The organism is Pseudomonas marincola (assembly GCF_900116605.1).
Classification (GTDB): domain Bacteria; phylum Pseudomonadota; class Gammaproteobacteria; order Pseudomonadales; family Pseudomonadaceae; genus Aquipseudomonas; species Aquipseudomonas marincola.
Genome location: NZ_FPBC01000011.1, coordinates 136,869 through 154,918, shown reverse-complemented (window position 1 = coordinate 154,918; position 18,050 = coordinate 136,869). Strand labels below are relative to the sequence as shown.

14 protein-coding genes are annotated in these 18,050 nt (G+C 59.5%); 4 read left to right on the top strand and 10 right to left on the bottom strand.

Annotated features, from left to right (window positions below; genetic code table 11):
• Positions 1-147: 147 nt before the first annotated feature.
• From gcvT to BM395_RS17410, 7 genes are all read right to left on the bottom strand, one after another.
• Positions 148-1,272 (bottom strand): glycine cleavage system aminomethyltransferase GcvT, encoded by a 1,125-nt coding sequence (gcvT, locus tag BM395_RS17445; protein ID WP_090514195.1) that lies wholly within the window; start codon positions 1,270-1,272, stop codon positions 148-150.
• 52 nt (positions 1,273-1,324) lie between these two features.
• Positions 1,325-2,701 (bottom strand): L-serine ammonia-lyase, encoded by a 1,377-nt coding sequence (locus BM395_RS17440; RefSeq protein ID WP_090514192.1) that lies wholly within the window; start codon positions 2,699-2,701, stop codon positions 1,325-1,327.
• 63 nt (positions 2,702-2,764) lie between these two features.
• Positions 2,765-4,018: a serine hydroxymethyltransferase gene (gene glyA / locus BM395_RS17435; protein WP_069901067.1), complete on the bottom strand. Its 1,254-nt coding sequence runs from the start codon at positions 4,016-4,018 to the stop codon at positions 2,765-2,767.
• A 50-nt stretch (positions 4,019-4,068) separates the two neighbouring features.
• Entirely contained in the window at positions 4,069-5,445 is a 1,377-nt protein-coding gene (locus BM395_RS17430; RefSeq protein ID WP_069901069.1) for an alanine/glycine:cation symporter family protein, read from the bottom strand.
• Positions 5,446-5,790: 345 nt separating this feature from the next.
• Positions 5,791-8,646, bottom strand: a complete 2,856-nt coding sequence (gcvP, locus tag BM395_RS17420) for an aminomethyl-transferring glycine dehydrogenase (RefSeq protein WP_090514186.1) — start codon at positions 8,644-8,646, stop codon at positions 5,791-5,793.
• 9 nt (positions 8,647-8,655) lie between these two features.
• Entirely contained in the window at positions 8,656-9,039 is a 384-nt protein-coding gene (gene gcvH / locus BM395_RS17415; protein ID WP_090514183.1) for a glycine cleavage system protein GcvH, read from the bottom strand.
• 338 nt (positions 9,040-9,377) lie between these two features.
• Positions 9,378-10,181 carry a SirB1 family protein gene (locus BM395_RS17410; RefSeq protein ID WP_090514180.1) on the bottom strand — a complete coding sequence of 268 codons (804 nt, stop codon included), beginning with the start codon at positions 10,179-10,181 and terminating at the stop codon, positions 9,378-9,380.
• Between the two features lie 230 nt (positions 10,182-10,411).
• Here BM395_RS17410 and BM395_RS17405 point away from each other — a divergent pair, with 230 nt between their 5' ends.
• The 4 genes from BM395_RS17405 (at position 10,412) to BM395_RS17390 (ending at position 14,711) form a co-directional block, all read left to right on the top strand.
• Positions 10,412-11,434 carry a Leu/Phe/Val dehydrogenase gene (locus BM395_RS17405; RefSeq protein ID WP_069901077.1) on the top strand — a complete coding sequence of 341 codons (1,023 nt, stop codon included), beginning with the start codon at positions 10,412-10,414 and terminating at the stop codon, positions 11,432-11,434.
• A gap of 71 nt (positions 11,435-11,505) precedes the next feature.
• A complete protein-coding gene (gene pdhA, locus BM395_RS17400) occupies positions 11,506-12,594 on the top strand; it encodes a pyruvate dehydrogenase (acetyl-transferring) E1 component subunit alpha (protein WP_090514177.1) in 1,089 nt (362 codons plus the stop codon).
• Positions 12,587-13,576, top strand: a complete 990-nt coding sequence (locus BM395_RS17395; protein ID WP_090514174.1) for an alpha-ketoacid dehydrogenase subunit beta — start codon at positions 12,587-12,589, stop codon at positions 13,574-13,576. Before pdhA ends, BM395_RS17395 begins: the two co-directional genes overlap by 8 nt.
• A gap of 31 nt (positions 13,577-13,607) precedes the next feature.
• Complete coding sequence (locus BM395_RS17390) at positions 13,608-14,711, top strand: dihydrolipoamide acetyltransferase family protein (RefSeq protein ID WP_090514171.1); 1,104 nt, start codon at positions 13,608-13,610, stop codon at positions 14,709-14,711.
• A gap of 114 nt (positions 14,712-14,825) precedes the next feature.
• Here BM395_RS17390 and BM395_RS17385 read toward each other — a convergent pair whose 3' ends face one another.
• The 3 genes from BM395_RS17385 to BM395_RS17375 form a co-directional block, all read right to left on the bottom strand.
• Positions 14,826-16,169, bottom strand: a complete 1,344-nt coding sequence (locus BM395_RS17385; RefSeq protein WP_069901085.1) for a TRAP transporter large permease — start codon at positions 16,167-16,169, stop codon at positions 14,826-14,828.
• Positions 16,162-16,743: a TRAP transporter small permease gene (locus tag BM395_RS17380; RefSeq protein WP_090514168.1), complete on the bottom strand. Its 582-nt coding sequence runs from the start codon at positions 16,741-16,743 to the stop codon at positions 16,162-16,164. Before BM395_RS17380 ends, BM395_RS17385 begins: the two co-directional genes overlap by 8 nt.
• Before the next feature lie 143 nt (positions 16,744-16,886).
• Positions 16,887-17,903 carry a TRAP transporter substrate-binding protein gene (locus BM395_RS17375; protein ID WP_090514165.1) on the bottom strand — a complete coding sequence of 339 codons (1,017 nt, stop codon included), beginning with the start codon at positions 17,901-17,903 and terminating at the stop codon, positions 16,887-16,889.
• Positions 17,904-18,050: the final 147 nt, after the last annotated feature.

Sequence of the window (18,050 nt, the reverse complement as noted above, 5' to 3'; positions counted from 1 at the left end):
AGGCCGTCATGACGGAAGCCGCTGCGCGGATTCCATCTTCCAGCATAGAGAAGCTCACAACGGTGTGATTTTCGGCGTGCGGTGGATGGAACTCCCAACAACGGCGCGGTCGCGACTAGCGCTAAACCGCGCACGCTCTTGGTTTTATCAGCCGCGGTAATAGCGCTGTGGTACGAACGGGGTTTTGGCCACTTTCATCGCCACTTTCTTGCCGCGTACGATTGCCCAGACTTCGCTGTCTGCCGGTACATGGCTGGCTTTTACATAACCCATGGCAACCGGTGCGCCCAGTGTCGGGCCGAAGCCGCCGCTGCATACCGCGCCGATGATGGTGCCGTCGGCATCAACAATTTCTGCGCCCTCACGCACCGGAACACGCTCTTGCGGCAACAGGCCTACGCGCTTGCTTTCAACGCCGGCTTGCTGCTGGGCGAAGATACGTTCAGCGCCAGGGAAACCACCGGCACGCGCACCGTCGGCACGGCGAGCCTTGGAGATGGCCCAGAGCAGGCTGGCTTCGATTGGCGTGCTGCTGGTGCTCATATCGTGGCCATACAGGCACAGGCCGGCTTCGAGGCGCAGCGAGTCACGTGCGCCCAGGCCGATTGCCTCGACTTCCGGCTCGGCCAGCAAGCTGCGGGCGAGCATTTCGGCACTTTCATTCGGCACTGAGATTTCATAGCCGTCTTCACCGGTGTAGCCCGAACGGCTGACGAAGCAATCAACCCCGAGCAGGCGCACTGGCGCGAACTGCATGAAGGTCATCTGCGCCACTTCCGGCGCCAGGCGGCTGAGCACATCAACCGCTTTCGGGCCTTGCAGGGCCAGCAATGCACGCGTGTCGAACAGGCTTTCGATCTCGCACTGTGCGCCGATGTGCTTTTGCAAGTGGGCCAGATCCTGGTCTTTGCAGGCAGCGTTGACCACCAGAAACAGGGTGTCATTGCCGAGGTTGGCAACCATCAGGTCGTCAAGAATGCCGCCGTTCTCGTCCGTGAACATCGCATAACGCTGCATGCCGACCGGCAAGTCGATGATGTCGACCGGTACCAGTGTTTCCAGCGCTTTGGCCGCATCGGCGCCGCGCAGTACCAACTGGCCCATGTGCGAGACATCAAACAAACCGGCCTGATCGCGCGTGTGCAGATGCTCTTTCATCACACCCAGCGGGTATTGCACAGGCATGTCGAAGCCTGCGAACGGCACCATGCGTGCACCCAGTTCGAGGTGCAGGGCGTGCAGCGGGGTTTTTGCGAGTGTTTCGGTAGTCATGCGGGTCTCCTTGGTATTCTTTACGCCGCAGCGCGCTGGCTGCCACGTGTTTTCAGCATTCGATAATGTTTACAGCCAAACCGCCACGCGCGGTTTCCTTGTATTTGCTCTTCATGTCGGCGCCGGTCTGGCGCATGGTGCGGATCACTTTATCCAGCGAGATGAAGTGCTGGCCGTCGCCGCGCAGGGCCATGCGCACAGCGTTGATCGCCTTCACCGAGCCCATCGCGTTACGCTCGATGCACGGCACCTGAACCAGGCCGCCTACCGGATCGCAAGTCAGGCCAAGGTTGTGCTCCATGCCAATTTCGGCCGCGTTCTCGACCTGTTCCACCGTGCCGCCAAGCACTTCACACAGCGCACCGGCTGCCATCGAACACGCCACGCCAACCTCACCCTGACAACCAACCTCGGCGCCCGAGATCGAGGCGTTCTCTTTGTAGAGAATGCCGATTGCTGCGGCGGTGAGCAGAAAGTTGATCACGCCATCATCGTTGGCGCCGCTGATGAAGCGTGTGTAGTAATGCAGCACGGCGGGAATGATGCCTGCCGCACCGTTAGTTGGCGCAGTAACCACGCGCCCGCCGCTGGCGTTCTCTTCGTTGACTGCCAAGGCGTACAGGTTCACCCAGTCGAGTACGCTGAGTGCATCGCGAATATTGGCTTCCGGGTGTTTGCACAGTTGCCGGTGCAGAGCGGCTGCGCGGCGTTTGACTTTGAGCCCGCCCGGCATGATGCCTTCGTTGTTGCAGCCGGCGTTGACGCAGTCCTGCATCACTTGCCAGATGTGCAGCAGGCGCTCGCGGGTTTCCGCTTCAGGTCGCCACGCCGCTTCATTGGCCAGCATCACCTGGCTGATCGACAGCTTGTGTTCGGCGCAGTGGGCAAGCAGCTGCTTGGCCGTGGTAAAGGGGTAGGCCAGCTGGGTTTTGTCTTCGACAATGCGATCTGCCCCGGCGGCTTCATCGTCGACCACAAAACCGCCGCCAACCGAGTAGTACTCGCGGCTGCGGGTTTGCAAACCGGCTTCATCGAAGGCGCGGAAAATCATGCCATTGGGATGAAAGGGCAGCGGTTTGCGAATCATCGCAAGGTGTTCTTTCTCGACAAAACGGATGGTCTTTTCACCGAGCAACGGGATCTCACCGGCTTTGCGAATCTCGCTCAGCCGCTGCTCGATCGTCGTTGTATCGACGCTGTCCGGGTGCTCGCCGAGCAGGCCCAGCAGTACCGCTTTATCACTGCCGTGGCCTTTGCCGGTCGCGCCGAGTGAGCCGTAGAGTTCAACGCACACCTTGGCCGTCGATTGCAACAGGTCGTCACGGCGCAGGCCTTCGGCAAAACGGGCAGCCGCGCGCATGGGGCCAACCGTATGCGAACTGGAAGGGCCGATGCCTATCTTGAACAAGTCAAAAACACTGAGTGACATATAACCTCGATTTATCCGCGACCAACGCCGGGCGCTGGTCGCATCAATGACTTAACCTGCGGTTTAGTCAGCGTAGACCGGGAAGGTTTCGCACAGCTGCGCGACCTGACCGCGTACACGTTCGATAACTGCCGGGTTGTCCAGTTCATCGAGAATGTCGCAAATCCAGCCAGCCAGTTCGCGGCACTCGCCTTCCTTGAAACCGCGGGTGGTGACTGCTGGCGTGCCGATACGAATGCCCGAGGTCACGAACGGCGACTGCGGATCGTTGGGCACGGCGTTCTTGTTGACGGTGATGTGCGCATCGCCGAGCGCGGCATCGGCCGCTTTGCCGGTCAGGCCCTGCTTGATCAGGCTGAGCAGGAACAGGTGGTTATCGGTACCGCCGGACACCACTTCATAGCCGCGACCCACAAACACTTCCGCCATGGCGCGGGCATTGTTGATCACTTGCTGCTGATAGGTTTTGAACGCAGGCTCCATCGCCTCTTTGAAGCACACCGCTTTACCCGCGATAACGTGCATCAACGGGCCGCCCTGGCCGCCGGGGAAAACCGCCGAGTTGAGTTTCTTCTCGATCTCGGCGTTGGCTTTGGCCAGAATCAAGCCGCCGCGCGGGCCGCGCAGGGTCTTGTGAGTGGTGGTCGTAACCACGTCTGCGTACGGCAGCGGGTTCGGGTACAAGCCAGCGGCAACCAGGCCGGCCACGTGGGCCATGTCGACGAACAGATAAGCGCCAACTTTATCGGCGATTTCACGGAAGCGCGGGAAGTCCAGCGTGCGCGAATAAGCCGAGAAACCAGCCACGATCATCTTCGGCTTGTGCTCGACAGCCAGTCGCTCAACCTCGGCATAATCAATCAGGCCCTGATCATCAATGCCGTATTGCACTGCGTTATACAGCTTGCCGGATGAGCTGACTTTGGCGCCGTGAGTCAGGTGGCCGCCATGCGCCAGGCTCATGCCCAGAATGGTGTCGCCAGCTTGCAGCAGCGCCAGATAGACCGCCGAATTGGCAGACGAGCCCGAGTGCGGCTGGACGTTGGCGTAGTCAGCGCCGAACAGTTGCTTGGCGCGCTCAATGGCCAGGCTTTCGACGATGTCCACATGCTCGCAGCCGCCGTAGTAACGCTTGCCCGGATAGCCTTCGGCGTACTTGTTGGTCAGGCCGGTGCCTTGCGCGGTCATTACAGCGGGGCTGGTGTAGTTTTCCGAGGCAATCAGCTCGATATGGTCTTCCTGACGCTGCTCTTCAGCAGCAATGGCGTGGGCCAGCGCAGGGTCGTAATCATTCAGAGTCAGGCTTTTGTAGAACATTGCGGTGTCCTTCAAGAAGGCGCGGGCGCTTATCGCCCGCGCAAGATGATTTAGCGTTGCAGGGATTCGACGCTGCGCTCAACGATGTTCGGGTTGAAGTGATCGCGGGTCAGCTTGACTACGATCGGGCTCAGCAGCAGCAACGAAAGCAGGTTAGGCAGGGCCATCAAACCATTCAGCGTATCGGCCAGCAGCCAGGCGAAGTCGAGTTGGGCAATGGCGCCAAAAGGCACGGCCAATACCCAGATAATCCGGAACGGCATGATTGCTTTAGTGCCGACCATGAATTCCCAGCACTTCTCGCCGAAATAGCTCCAGCCAAGAATGGTGGTGAACGCAAAAACCACCAGCGCGATGCTCAGGAATGCGCCGCCAAAGCCGGGCATGGCCGACTCGAATGCCGAGGCTGAAAGCGCCGCGCCACTCACGCCGCTGGTCCAGACGCCGGAACAGATGATGGCCAGACCGGTCATGGTGCAGATGATCAGGGTGTCGATAAATGTGCCCAGCATCCCGATCATGCCTGAGCGAACCGGGCTATTGGTGGTGCCCGCCGCTTGCGCGATACCGGCGGTGCCGAGGCCCGCTTCGTTGGAGAAAATACCGCGGGCGACACCGAAACGAATCGCCGCCATCACTGCTGCACCGGCAAAACCACCGGTGGCGGCTGCTGGGCTGAAGGCGTGGGTGAAGATCAGGTTGAAGGCATTCGGGATCTGCTCGGCAAACACCACCAGCACCACAATCGAGGCGACGATGTAAGCGATGCACATGAACGGTACCAGTGCGGCTGCAACGACGCCGATGCGCTTGATGCCGCCGAGAATCACCAGACCCACGGCGACCATGCTGACCACGCCGGTTAGCCACAGGGGAATGTCGAAGGTGGTTTGCAGGGCGTGCGCCATGCTGTTGACTTGCACCATGTTGCCGATGCCGAAACCTGCAAGACCGCCGAAAATGGCGAATGCGGTGCCGAGCCACAGCCACTTCTTGCCCAGGCCGTTCTTGATTGCGTACATCGGCCCGCCGACATGCTCGCCGCGATCATCTTTCTCGCGGTAATGCACGGCCAGCACCACTTCGCAGTACTTGGTTGCCATGCCGACCAGCGCCGTGCACCACATCCAGAACAGCGCACCGGGGCCGCCGAGGAATATCGCCGTGGCCACGCCGGCAATGTTGCCGGTACCGACGGTTGCTGCGAGGCAGGTCATCAGCGCCTGGAACGGGCTGATCTCGCCGCTGGTTTCATCATCCTTCTTGCGGCCTTTCCACATCAGGCTGAAGCCAGCGCCGATCTTGCTCAGCGGCATGAACTTGAGGCGCAACATGAGGAACAGGCCCGTGCCGAGAATCGCCACCAACATGGGTGGGCCCCAGACGAGTCCGTTGATTGTGTTTACGAGGGTGTTGAGAAATTCCATATAACGCACCTTATTGTTGTTGTCAGCGTCAGGGGTTGCCTGTGCTGGTTAGGGGCTGTTTGCAGTTGTGTTGCAGGTGGAATTGTCGGTTGCCTCTGAACCACTCTGCGCCAGCTTTGTTGCGCTGGCGTTGAACATTTCTTTCAGAAGTCCGAGAACATCGTCAAACGGGTGAAACCATGGTGTTGCATGACCGATTACCGGTGAGCAATCGGCTATTGGTTGGCGCCACAGATTGAGGCGCCAATCCACACGGACCATCAGTTGATGAGCCGGGTATTCAATAAGCGGGGCGATGCCCCATAACAAACGCCTGCGGGTTGCGCAGGCGTTTGTCGGTGTTGCTTAGGCGTCTTGGTACGCTTCGATCGACGGGCAAGCGCAGATCAGGTTGCGGTCACCAAACACGTTGTCGACGCGACCCACGGGTGGCCAGTACTTACCGTCAATCAGCGAGGCGGTTGGGTAAACGGCCTGCTCACGGCTGTAGCTGTGCGTCCACTCGCCAACCAGCTCAAGAGCGGTGTGCGGCGCGTTTTTCAGCGGGTTGTTGTCTTTGTCGAGATCGCCGCGTTCTACCGCACGAATTTCTTCGCGAATGGCGATCATAGCGTCGCAGAAACGATCCAGCTCTTCTTTCGATTCGCTTTCGGTCGGCTCGATCATCAAGGTGCCCGCTACCGGGAACGACATGGTCGGTGCGTGGAAACCGAAATCGATCAGGCGCTTGGCGACGTCATCAACGCTGATGCCGCTGAGGTCCTTGATCGGGCGAATGTCGAGGATGCACTCATGCGCAACCAGACCGTTAGTGCCGGTGTAGAGCACTGGGTAATGCTCTTCTAGGCGACGGGCAATGTAGTTGGCATTGAGGATCGCCAGCTGCGATGCACGCTTGAGGCCTTCGCCACCCATCATGCTGATGTACATCCAGGTGATCGGCAGAATGCTTGCGCTGCCGAACGGTGCCGCGCTGACCGCGCCTTCTTTGCGCGCCATGTTGGCGTGGCCCGGCAGGAATGGAATCAGGTGCGACTTGACGCCGATCGGGCCAACACCCGGACCACCGCCGCCGTGCGGGATGCAGAAGGTTTTGTGCAGGTTGAGGTGCGATACGTCGCCGCCGAACTGGCCGGGTGCGCACAGGCCAACCATGGCGTTCATGTTGGCGCCGTCGATGTAAACCTGACCGCCGTTGTCGTGAACGATTTGCGCGATCTCGCGGATGCCTTCCTCAAACACGCCGTGGGTCGACGGGTAAGTGATCATCAGGGCAGCCAGACGATCCTTGTGTTCTTCAGCCTTGGCGCGCAGGTCTTCGATGTCGACGTTACCGCGAGCATCACAGGCCGTTACCACGACGCGCATGCCTACCATGCTGGCAGTTGCCGGGTTGGTGCCATGCGCCGATTGCGGGATCAGGCAGATATCGCGCTGATCGTCGCCACGGCTGATGTGGTAGGCACGAATTGCCAGCAGGCCCGCGTATTCGCCTTGCGAGCCAGCGTTTGGCTGCAGCGAAACACCGTCGTAACCGGTGGCAGCGCAGAGCATGGCCTCCAGTTCGTCGGTCAGTTGCTGGTAGCCAAGGCTCTGCTCAGCCGGTGCAAACGGGTGCAGGTTGCCGAACTCGGCCCAGGTCACTGGAATCATTTCGCTGGCGGCGTTGAGTTTCATGGTGCAAGAGCCCAGCGGAATCATGCTGCGATCCAGCGCCAGGTCTTTGTCGGCCAGCTTGCGCAGGTAGCGCATCAGCTCGGTTTCGGAGTGATAACGGTTGAACACCGGATGGCTGAGAATCTCGGACTGACGCAGCAGCGCTTGCGGCAGGCGGTTTGCAACGGCTTTGGCCAGCTCGTCGAAACTTGGCAGGCTGTTGCCCGGCTCGGCGAAGACTTCCCAGAGGCTTTCAATGGCCGCTTGGTCGGTGGTTTCGTCGAACGACACGCCAACACGTTGACCATCGACAACGCGCAGGTTGATCGACAGCTGATGCGCGTGCGCATGCAGCTTGGCCGTGCGTGCGCCGGTTGCGATGGTCAGGGTGTCGAAGAAGTTTTCCTGCTCGACAGCAAGGCCCAGCTTGGCCAGACCCTGAGCGAAGATTGCAGTCATCTGATGCACGCGCTTGGCAATGCGGGTCAGGCCTTGCGGACCGTGATAAACCGCATACATGCTGGCGATGTTGGCCAGCAGAACCTGAGCAGTACAGATGTTGCTGGTGGCCTTCTCGCGGCGGATGTGCTGCTCGCGGGTTTGCATGGCAAGGCGCAGAGCCGGCTTGCCGAAGCGGTCAACCGAGACACCGACCAGACGGCCCGGCATGTCGCGCTTGAAGGCATCGCGGGTGGCGAAGTAGGCCGCGTGCGGACCACCAAAGCCCAGTGGCACGCCGAAACGCTGAGCGCTGCCCAGGGCAACGTCGGCGCCGAATTCACCTGGCGGCGTGAGCAGGGTCAGGGCGAGCAAGTCGGCAGACACTGCAACCAGCGCGTTGGCCGCGTGGAAACGCTCAACCAGTGCGCGGTAATCGAAGATATCGCCGTTGCTGGCCGGGTATTGCAGCAGGGCGCCGAAGTAGGCGCTGGCGTCGGTGATTTCGGCTTCATCGCCTACAACCACGTCAATGCCCAGCGGTTCGGCGCGGGTGCGCAGAACGTCGAGGGTCTGCGGGTGGCAATGCTGGGAGGCGAAGAAGCTGTTGCTGGCCTTGTTTTTCGACAGGCGCTTGCAGAACGTCATGGCTTCGGCGGCAGCAGTGGCTTCGTCGAGCAGCGAGGCGTTAGCGATCGGCAGGCCGGACAGGTCGCTGATCAGGGTCTGGAAGTTCAGCAGGGCTTCGAGGCGACCCTGGGAAATCTCTGGCTGGTAAGGCGTGTAAGCCGTGTACCAGGCCGGATTTTCAAACAGGTTGCGCAGAATCGGTGACGGCGTATGAGTGCCGTAATAGCCCTGACCAATGAAGGTCTTGAACTGCTGATTCTTGGCCGCGATAGTTTTGATTTTAGCCAGTGCATCGGCTTCGCTGAGGCCCGGCGTCTGGCCCAGAACGCTGGTGCCTTTGATGCTTTCCGGGATAACGCTGGCGCTCAGAGCTTCCAGCGAGTCGTAGCCCAGCTGCGCGAGCATGGCTTCAATATCAGCGTCACGCGGGCCGATGTGGCGCGCGATAAATTCGTTTTGGGTCGTCAGGTCAGTCATCAGCAAACCTCAGGCGTCAGCGTTGGCATTTAGCAGGCGATCGTACGCTGCTTGGTCAAGCAGGTCGGCGATGGCGCCTGGGTTGGCAGGGCGGAAGCGGAAGAACCAGCCTTTGCCCAGCGGGTCCTCGTTGACCAGCTCAGGGCTTGATTCTAGCTCTGCATTGATCTCAACGACTTCGCCGTCCAGCGGCATGGTGATATTGCTGGCTGCCTTGACGGATTCGAGCACGGCGACTTCAGCTTCGGCGCTGTAGGCTTGCGTGTCCGGCAATTGCACGAATACCACGTCACCCAGCGCTTCCTGGGCATAGGCGGTGATGCCCACAGTGATCAGGCCATCTGCTTCCTGACGCAGCCATTCGTGCTCGACGGTAAAACGCAATTCGCTCATGTGAACTCCTCAAGTGACAGGCTCGCCTGTTTCTGTTGCAGGCGATGGTCTGATGCTCGCGGTTGGGTCGCGAGCTATTAATCAAACAATCTAGCAAGGGCAGTGCCAGTGCCGGTTTGTTTGATAAAAACCAGTAAAATCAGTCGTTTGAGGGTTTTTCACGGATACGGCGAGAGCGCTGCGTGTATTGATTTCGATACGGAATTTCAGGGTCAAAGCCTATATCCAGGGCTTGGCCCGCTGAATGCTGGATCTGGGTCATGTGTATCGAAACAGATACGATGTATTGAATTTGATACGGTTGTTCGTGTCAGCAAGCCAGTAATGGCCATTCCGGCCTAATGAAGAGCAGGCGACTTTTGAAGTTCGCGAAGGCGTTGCGCCAGTTGATAGCGCAGCGACTCATCTTCGGTCAGGAGCATGGCGCGCTGCAAATCGAACCGCGCCGCCTGCGGGCATTCCAATTGTTCAAGCAGATGCGCGCGGGCCAGATGGTCCGGCGCTGACGGTTCGCCCAACTGCAACACCCGCTCGGCATCTTTCAGGGCGGCCAGATAATCATCGGCCTGAGTGTGCAGTTCGCGCAAGTTGCGCGACAAGCGCTGGAGCATGTTCTGGTCGCTGGCCACCTGCAGGTACCCGGCCTGTAATTTGGCGTTCGTGCCCTGAGTGCGCAGCAGCAATTCGCGTTGGTCTTGCGGGTACAACCGCCGTCCGCTGCACGGGTCGAGCAGATGATCCGCGCCGGGAACCCGCAGCAGGAAGTAGCCGGGAAAATTAATCCCCTGCAGGGCTATTCCCAGACGCCGCGCCAACTCCAAGGCAATGATCGCCAATGATAACGGCTGGCCACAACGCCATTGCAGAACCCTGTGCAAGAGTGCGACGCGGGGCGTTAACAGCGGACTGTCGTCCTGACGAAAGCCCTGGTGACTGAGCTGCCTTAACAGCGGTTGCGCCAGTTCTTGTGGTGGCAGTGAGGGCAATGCCGCGTCTATCTGGCGCTGCAGTTCGCCGAACTGCTCAAGCACGAGGGCCGGTTGCAGCGTCGAATCATGCTCTGCGGCCAACCACAACGCGGCCTCCAATAAGGCGCTGGGCTGGCGGGAGAGGCACTCGATGCACATGGCGCGTGGATTCATTGGCAAACCCTCTGATGCATCTGTTTTAGCTGGCCTTGAGCGCTGCGTCTAGTGTTTGAGTGCTGGCTGCAGAACGGTTTTATGCCGTAGCCGACAAAACGCTGGGGCATGGCAGTTTATCGCTTGCTTATGCGCAGAGTTGCTCAGCAGCGGCTGGCTTATATCTGCTGGATAAGTCGGGGCTCAGGGCGGGGCCTATACTCATCTGAGTGTTCAGCAAGGGGCGCACCATGTTCAGCATGATGTCGGCATCGCGTCTTGAGTCACTGCATATGACCCAGGACCCGGCCACAGGCCTGCGGGCCATTATTGCCATTCACAATACGCAACTCGGCCCGGCACTGGGCGGCTGCAGATTCCTGACCTATCCCGATGAACAAGCCGCCCTGCGCGATGCCCTGCGGCTCGCCCAGGGCATGAGTTACAAGGCCGCCTTGGCCGGGTTGGCGCAAGGGGGCGGCAAGGCGGTGATCATGCGCCCGCCGCACGTGAATGATCGAGCCGCCTTGTTCGAGGCATTTGGCCGGTTTATCGAAACCCTCAAGGGCCGTTACATCACCGCAATGGACAGCGGCACCACCAGTGCCGACATGGACTGTATCGCCCAATACACCCAGCACGTTACTAGCACCACCTCGGCGGGCGACCCGTCACCGCATACAGCAATGGGCGTGTATAGCGGGATTCGTGCGACCGCGATGGCGCGCTTCGGCTGCGATGAGCTTGAGGGCATCCGTGTTGCCATTCAGGGTTTGGGCCATGTCGGCTACGCGCTGGCGGCGCATCTGCATGCAGCCGGTGCCGAGTTGATTGTCAGTGATATCGATCAAGGGCGCGTGCAACTGGCGGTCGAAGAGTTCGGCGCCAAGGCGGTGCCGACTGATGAGCTGCTCTCAACGCCCTGCGAGATTCTGTCGCCGTGCGGGTTGGGCGGCGTGCTCAATACCGAGAGCGTAACCAGGCTGCGTTGCAGTGCAATCGCCGGCGCCGCCAATAACCAGTTGGCCAATCCTGAAATATCCGACGCCTTGCAAGCGCGGGGCATCCTTTATGCCCCCGATTATGTGATCAATGCCGGCGGCCTGATCTACGTCGCCTTGCAGCATCAGGGGCAGGAGCTGCCGGCGATTACTGCCCACCTGGCGCGGATCAGCCAGCGCCTCACCGAAATTTTCGCCCACGCGCAGGCCGACAAACGTCCACCGGCCCGTGTAGCAGACGCGCTGGCAGAGCGCCTGCTGTATCCAAAATAGGTCGCAACACTGAAGCCGCGGCCAAAAGCCAACGCATCGGCAGACGCCCATAAGGTGTCGGGGAGCTAAACATGCAGGACAGCTTGAATATCACCTTCAGCCAATTTCTGGCCACAGACGGTCAACTGCTCGAAGCCTTGCCGGCGTGGGCGGATGACCAGCAGTTGCTGATTGGCTTGTACCAGCAGATGGTTTTAACCCGCCTGTTTGATCAAAAGGCCGTCGCCTTGCAGCGCACCGGGCGGATTGGTACCTATGCGCCCACGCTGGGCCAGGAGGCCGTTGGCGTTGGAATCGGCGCCGCGATGCATGCCGATGACGTGCTGGTGCCGTACTACCGCGACACGGCCGTGCAAGTGATGCGCGGCGTGAAGATGGAAGAAATTCTGCTCTATTGGGGCGGCGATGAGCGCGGCAGTGACTACGCCGATCCGGCTGTCGCACAGGACTTCCCGCTCTGCGTACCCATCGCCACGCAGGCTTTGCATGCGTGCGGCGTCGCCAGCGCGATGAAAATCCGTGGCGAGCATCGGGCCACGGTCACCACTTGCGGTGACGGCGCGACCAGCAAGGGCGATTTTCTCGAAGCATTGAACGTCGCCGGGGCCTGGCAATTGCCCGTGGTGTTCATCGTCAATAACAACCAATGGGCGATCTCGGTGCCGCGCAAGATCCAGTGCGCTGCCGCCACGCTGGCGCAAAAGGCAATCGGTGCCGGTTTCAGCGGCGAACAGGTCGATGGCAACGATGTGCTGGCGGTTTATCACCGCACACGCCTTGCGCTGGAGCGAGCACGGCAAGGAAAAGGCCCGACCTTAATCGAGTGCATGAGTTATCGGTTGGGCGATCACACCACCGCCGACGATGCCAGCCGTTACCGGCCTGATGCCGAGGTCAAGCAAGCCTGGCTGAGTGAGCCGATCAAGCGCATGCAAGCGTTCTTACGGGCGCAACAGTGCTGGGATGAGAGCCGCGAACAGGCGATGATCAAGACGTGTCAGGCTCAGGTGCAAGCGGCGGTCGATGCATTCGAAGGTGTCGACGCGGCGCCAGTCGAGTCGATTATCGACTACGTCTACGCGCAGTGGCCGCAGGCGCTCGCAGAGCAACGAGAAGACTTGCTGGAGCGCGCCAGTCGCAGGGAGGCCGAGCATGAATGAGCCAAGCAAATTAAGCCTGCTCGAGGCGGTGAATCTGGCGCTGCACCGGGCCATGAATGAAGACGAAAACGTGGTGGTGCTCGGCGAAGATGTTGGCGTAAACGGCGGTGTATTTCGCGCCACTCAGGGTTTGCGCGATGCATTCGGGTTGAAGCGGGTGATCGACACACCGTTGGCCGAAACCATGATCAGCGGATTGGCGGTCGGCATGGCGGCGCAGGGGCTGAAACCGGTCATGGAAATCCAGTTCATGGGCTTTATCTACCCGGCGCTGGATCATCTGGTGTCGCATGCCAGCCGCATGCGCAATCGCACGCGTGGCCGGCTGACATGCCCGTTGGTGTTACGCACGCCAATGGGCGCCGGCATTCGCGCGCCGGAACATCACAGCGAAAGCACCGAAGCGATGTTTGCGCAGATTCCCGGCCTGCGCCTGGTCATTCCTTCGTCGCCGGCCAGAGCATATGGGCTGTTACTCGCGGCCATCGACGACCCGGACCCGGTGGTGTTTCTTGAGCCAACGCGGCTGTACCGGATGAACCCGCAACCGCTGGTGGACGATGGCAAACGCTTGCCACTGGACACCTGCTTCACCTTGCGCGAGGGCGCAGACCTGACCCTCATCACTTGGGGCGCCAGCGTGCATGAAAGCCTGCTGGCGGCGGCTGCGCTGAGCGAGCAGGCCGTCTCGGTTGAGGTGATTGACGTGGCCTGCGTCAAACCACTGGACATGGACACGCTGCAGGCTTCGGTGCGCAAAACCGGACGCTGCGTGATTGTTCACGAAGCGCCGAAGAGCTGCGCGGTTGGCAGTGAGATTGCCGCCGGTTTGTATGAGCGCGCATGGCTGGATTTGCAGGCGCCCATCGTCCGCGTAACCGCGCCGGATATTCCGCCGCCTTTGTACCGGATGGAGCAACTCTACATCCCCGCGGTGACAGACATTCTCAGTGCGTGCACCGAGGTGCTCGAATACGCCTGATAGCCAGCGCTCAACTGTGCAGGAGAGCCGTATGAAGAACTTCAATTTGCCCGATTTGGGTGAGGGGTTGCAGGAGGCAGAAATCGTTCAGTGGCATGTCGCTGCGGGCGATACGGTTAAGGCAGATCAGTTGCTGGTCTCGGTCGAAACCGCCAAGGCAATTGTCGATATTCCCGCGCCTTATGATGGCGTGGTGCTGAAAACCTTCGGCAACGAGGGCGATATTCTGCATGTCGGTGAGCCGCTGTTGGCGTACGAAGGCGAAGCGGATGCCGGCACCGTGGTCGGGCGCCTGGACGGTGGCAAAGCCGAGCAGGAAGATCACTTTTTCATCGGTGCAGCGCCGTCGACTCGTGAGCACTCGGCTGCGCGTGCGACGCCTGCCGTGCGCCAGTTTGCGCGGCAGGTTGGCGTCGATCTCGACGGGCTCAGCGGCAGCGGCAGCAATGGCCTGATCACCAGAGCGGATGTCGAGGCGGCAAGCCAGACGGCACGCGATAAATTCGGCGGGGAGAAACTGCGCGGGGTGCGCCGCAGCATGGCCATCAATATGGCGCGCTCGCATGCGCAAGTGGTGCCGGTGGTGATTGTCGGCGATGCCGATTTGCATCGCTGGAAGCAAGCGCGTGACCCGATGGTGCGGCTGGCTCAGGCAATCGCCCAGGCCGGTACAGTCGAGCCGGTACTCAATAGCTGGTTTGACGGTCAGTCACTGTCGATCAAGCAGCATCAGAGCCTGGATCTTGGCATTGCGGTTGATAGCCCCGATGGCCTGTTTGTGCCGGTGCTGCGTGATGTTGGCGCGCGTAGCGCCGAGGACCTGAAAGAGGGCATGGCGCGATTGCGCGCGGATGTTAAGGCGCGTTCGATTCCGCCGCAGGAAATGATGGGCGCGACCATCACGCTGTCGAACTTCGGCACGCTGTTTGGCCGTTACGCCAACCCGATCATTGTCCCGCCGCAAGTGACCATCATCGGCGCCGGAGGCATCCGTGACGAACCCGTTGCGGTGGCCGGCAAGGTCGTGGTGCACCCGATTTTGCCGTTGTCGCTGACCTTCGATCACCGCGCTGTTACGGGAGGCGAGGCCGCGCGGTTTCTCAAGGCATTGGTCGATGCACTGGAGCAGCCCTGAATCGAAAACGGGCTCACCGTAGTGAGCCCGTTGGCAGTTGCATGGTATCGCCTGGCTACTGACTGGCGCTGTGCTCAGCGACCTGTATCGCGGGTCGCCAGCACCATGTGGTTGTCAGTAGCCAAGCAGTCTGGGCAAGGTCAGGGTTATTGCGGGAACGCAGGCGATAATGAAGGTCGCGATGGTCAGGATGGCCACGAATGGCAATGCCCGTTTCGAGATGTCTTCAATGGCCGTCCCCGAAATACCCGAGGCAATGAACAGGTTCTCGCCCATGGGCGGCGTCATGAAGCCGATGCTCAGGCAGCAGATCAGGACGATGCCAAAGTGCACCGGATCGATCCCCAGCGTATAGGTGATTGGCAGAATTACCGGTGTCAGAATCATGATCGCAGCCAGCGTTTCCATGAACATGCCGACAAACAGCAGGAACCCGATGATCAGTATCCAGATCAGGTAGATGTTGTCCGTCAGGCTCAGCATCGAGTCGGCCACCACCGCCGGAATCTGATTTTCAACCAACAAGCGGCCGAACACTGTGGCGGTAAACAGAATCACCAGCACCCTGCCGGTGATCCAGGTGGTGGTTTCCAGCGATTTGAAAATCTCCGGTAAACGCAGTTCCTTATGGATGAACAGGCCGACAAACAAGGTGTAGAAAATTGCCACGATGGCAGATTCGGTCGGCGTAAACAGCCCGGTGTAAATGCCGCCGAGAATCACGAACGGCGCCAGCATCGACCAGAAACCATCGCGCATGGCCTTGCGTATCTTGCTGCCTGACCAGCCATCGTTGCTGCCGGTGTAGCCGAGTTTTTTGCAGCGAAAGTAGTTCATGATCAGCAAGCCGCCCGCCAGCATCAAGCCGGGCACCACACCTGCAATAAACAGTTTGGGAATCGACACGGTGTCAAAGGCGCCGTATTTCTCCACCGCAGCCGGTGGTGGCAGCATGCCCATGGCCGAGATCCCGAAGATCACCATCGGAATCGACGGCGGAATGATGATGCCAAGCCCGCCGGATGAGGCCGTAACGGCCGACGCGTAACCTTTGGCGTAGCCGCGCTTGACCATCGCCGGAATCATCAGCATGCCGACGGCAGCCGTTGTCGCGGGACCTGAGCCCGAGATTGCACCGAAGAACAGGCAAGCCAGTACGGCTGCGGCAGACATGCCACCGGTAATCGGCCCGGCAAAGCTTTCGGCCAGCGTTACCAGCCGCCTGGAAATACCGGCTGCCTCCATGAGCGCGCCGGCGAGAATAAATGCCGGCAGTGCCATCAGTGGAAACGAGCCCACTGAGGTGAAGGCAATCTGGACGAACTTGATCGGGTTCTCACCCAGATAAAGAAACGAGGCCAGGGCCGATACTGCCAGTGAAATGCTGATGGGCGTGCCTATCAGCAACAGCAGAATGAAGGAGCCGAAAAGGATATAGACGATCGTGGTATCAACCATGGACCCGCTCCTGAAACTGGCTTACTTCGCGGGTGTTTTTGGCTTGGGAGTCCTGAATGATCTTTTCCAGTTCCTGGGCTTCCGGGTCGCGAATATCGATGCCCTTGACCAGCTTGTAATAGTTGACCTGAAGGACGCGCAAGGTCATCAAGGTGAACGCGATTGGCAGAACCAGATACAGGTACTTCATCGGGATGCCCAGCGTCTGCGATTTCCAGAAGACATTGGCCTTCATGAAGAACATCACGCTGAGGTAGACGAAGTAGCAGTTGAAGCAGACCCAGATCAAATCCGACAGCGCTTCCAGCGCTACAGCAACCTTGCGTGGCATCAACTTGAACTGGAACGTAACGCGGTTGTGTGCGGCTAATTTGGCCGCGTAACTGGCGCCGAAGAATGCGAACCAGACAAACATGTAGGTAACCAATTCCTCGGTCCATGAAAGGGAGTGATTGAACAGGTTACGGCTGAGAATTTGCGCAAACAGGATAATTACAAACAGGGCCAACAGGACCCGGCAAATGTAATTCTCGAGGTTGTCGATAATTTTGAAGAAGCGGCTGGCAGGTTTCATGATCGCCTTCCTGAACGCTCGGCTTCAGGGTAGAAGCGGGCGTTGTGCTGCGTGAGCAATTAGCCCGCAGCGAACAGCAAGTTCGCCGCAGACCGTGATCAGGGAAAGGGGGGCAGGTGCCGGGGTTGCCGGCACCTGACGGTTTAGATGGTGTCGCGACCCAGGGCCTTGAGCACGACATTGACCTGATCTTTACCGCCGATTTGCTCGTAGTACTTAGGCCACACCTTGCTGACTGCCAGATCGATCCATTCTTTCTCGCCATTGGCCGGGTCGGTGATTACCATGCCTTTGGCGGTCAGCTCTTGCTTGATCTTGTCTTCTTGCGCAACCAGCCACTTTTCACTGTGCAAGGTGGCAGCTTTGCCTGCATCCAGAATGATCTGCTGCATTTCCGGAGTCTGCTCTTCAAACATCGACTCGCTGACAATCAGCGGTTCAATGGAGAACAGGTAGCGCAGGTTAGTGACGTACTTCTGCACTTCGTCGAACTTCATCGCGTTCACAGTCAGGTACGGGTTGTCCTGACCATCGACCACTTTCAGTTGCAAGCCGGTAAACGTCTCCGACCAGGCCATTGGCGTTGGGTTAATTCCCCAGGCGCGATAGGTGTCGATCATGATTTCGTTTTTCGGTACGCGAATCTGCAGACCCTTGAGGTCGGCGACGGTGTTCACCGGCTTTTTCGAGTTGGTCAGTACCCGGAAACCCGAGTAAGCCCAGCCGATGATTCGCACACCGGCATCGCGCACGGTGTTGTCGATCAACTGCTTGCCGATGTCGCTTTGCGTCATGGCCACTGCATCATCCAGGCTCTGGATCATGTAGGGCATGGTCAGAATGCCAACGGACGGCGAGAACGGTGTGACGTTGTTGATCGCCAGAATCGAGAAGTCGAGGGTGCCCATTGCGGCGTTGCTGACGGTGTCTTCTTCGCTGCCAAGTTGGCCATTGAGAAATAGCTTGGCTTCATCCTTGCCGTTGGTACGGGCTTTCAGCTCCTCAGCAAACTTCAGGCCGAGTTCGTGTTGGGTGCCGCCGGCACCATCGCCCACTGCAACACGGAAGGTCTTCGCGTGGGTCATGCTGCTGCCAAGCGCAGATGCCAGTAAGCACATGGCGAGGGCGAGCGGTCGGGTGAACTGTTTGCTGGTTGTCATAACTGCGTACTCCGTTCTAGTTGTTTTGGATTACGAAAGTGCAGGCCGAGCGGTTTCCAAAATCCTGGGACCAAACTCGAGCAAAACCGAAGAGACGTGTGTTGCATTGCAGTGCTGCTAATGTCTGCGATGCCGTATTATTTTCCC

Coding starts and splice junctions, on each gene's coding strand:
- gcvT (WP_090514195.1), bottom strand. CDS start 1,272: ATGACTACCGAAACACTCGCAAAAACCCCGCTGCACGCCCTGCACCTC.
- BM395_RS17440 (WP_090514192.1), bottom strand. CDS start 2,701: ATGTCACTCAGTGTTTTTGACTTGTTCAAGATAGGCATCGGCCCTTCC.
- glyA (WP_069901067.1), bottom strand. CDS start 4,018: ATGTTCTACAAAAGCCTGACTCTGAATGATTACGACCCTGCGCTGGCC.
- BM395_RS17430 (WP_069901069.1), bottom strand. CDS start 5,445: ATGGAATTTCTCAACACCCTCGTAAACACAATCAACGGACTCGTCTGG.
- gcvP (WP_090514186.1), bottom strand. CDS start 8,646: ATGACTGACCTGACGACCCAAAACGAATTTATCGCGCGCCACATCGGC.
- gcvH (WP_090514183.1), bottom strand. CDS start 9,039: ATGAGCGAATTGCGTTTTACCGTCGAGCACGAATGGCTGCGTCAGGAA.
- BM395_RS17410 (WP_090514180.1), bottom strand. CDS start 10,181: ATGAATCCACGCGCCATGTGCATCGAGTGCCTCTCCCGCCAGCCCAGC.
- BM395_RS17405 (WP_069901077.1), top strand. CDS start 10,412: ATGTTCAGCATGATGTCGGCATCGCGTCTTGAGTCACTGCATATGACC.
- pdhA (WP_090514177.1), top strand. CDS start 11,506: ATGCAGGACAGCTTGAATATCACCTTCAGCCAATTTCTGGCCACAGAC.
- BM395_RS17395 (WP_090514174.1), top strand. CDS start 12,587: ATGAATGAGCCAAGCAAATTAAGCCTGCTCGAGGCGGTGAATCTGGCG.
- BM395_RS17390 (WP_090514171.1), top strand. CDS start 13,608: ATGAAGAACTTCAATTTGCCCGATTTGGGTGAGGGGTTGCAGGAGGCA.
- BM395_RS17385 (WP_069901085.1), bottom strand. CDS start 16,169: ATGGTTGATACCACGATCGTCTATATCCTTTTCGGCTCCTTCATTCTG.
- BM395_RS17380 (WP_090514168.1), bottom strand. CDS start 16,743: ATGAAACCTGCCAGCCGCTTCTTCAAAATTATCGACAACCTCGAGAAT.
- BM395_RS17375 (WP_090514165.1), bottom strand. CDS start 17,903: ATGACAACCAGCAAACAGTTCACCCGACCGCTCGCCCTCGCCATGTGC.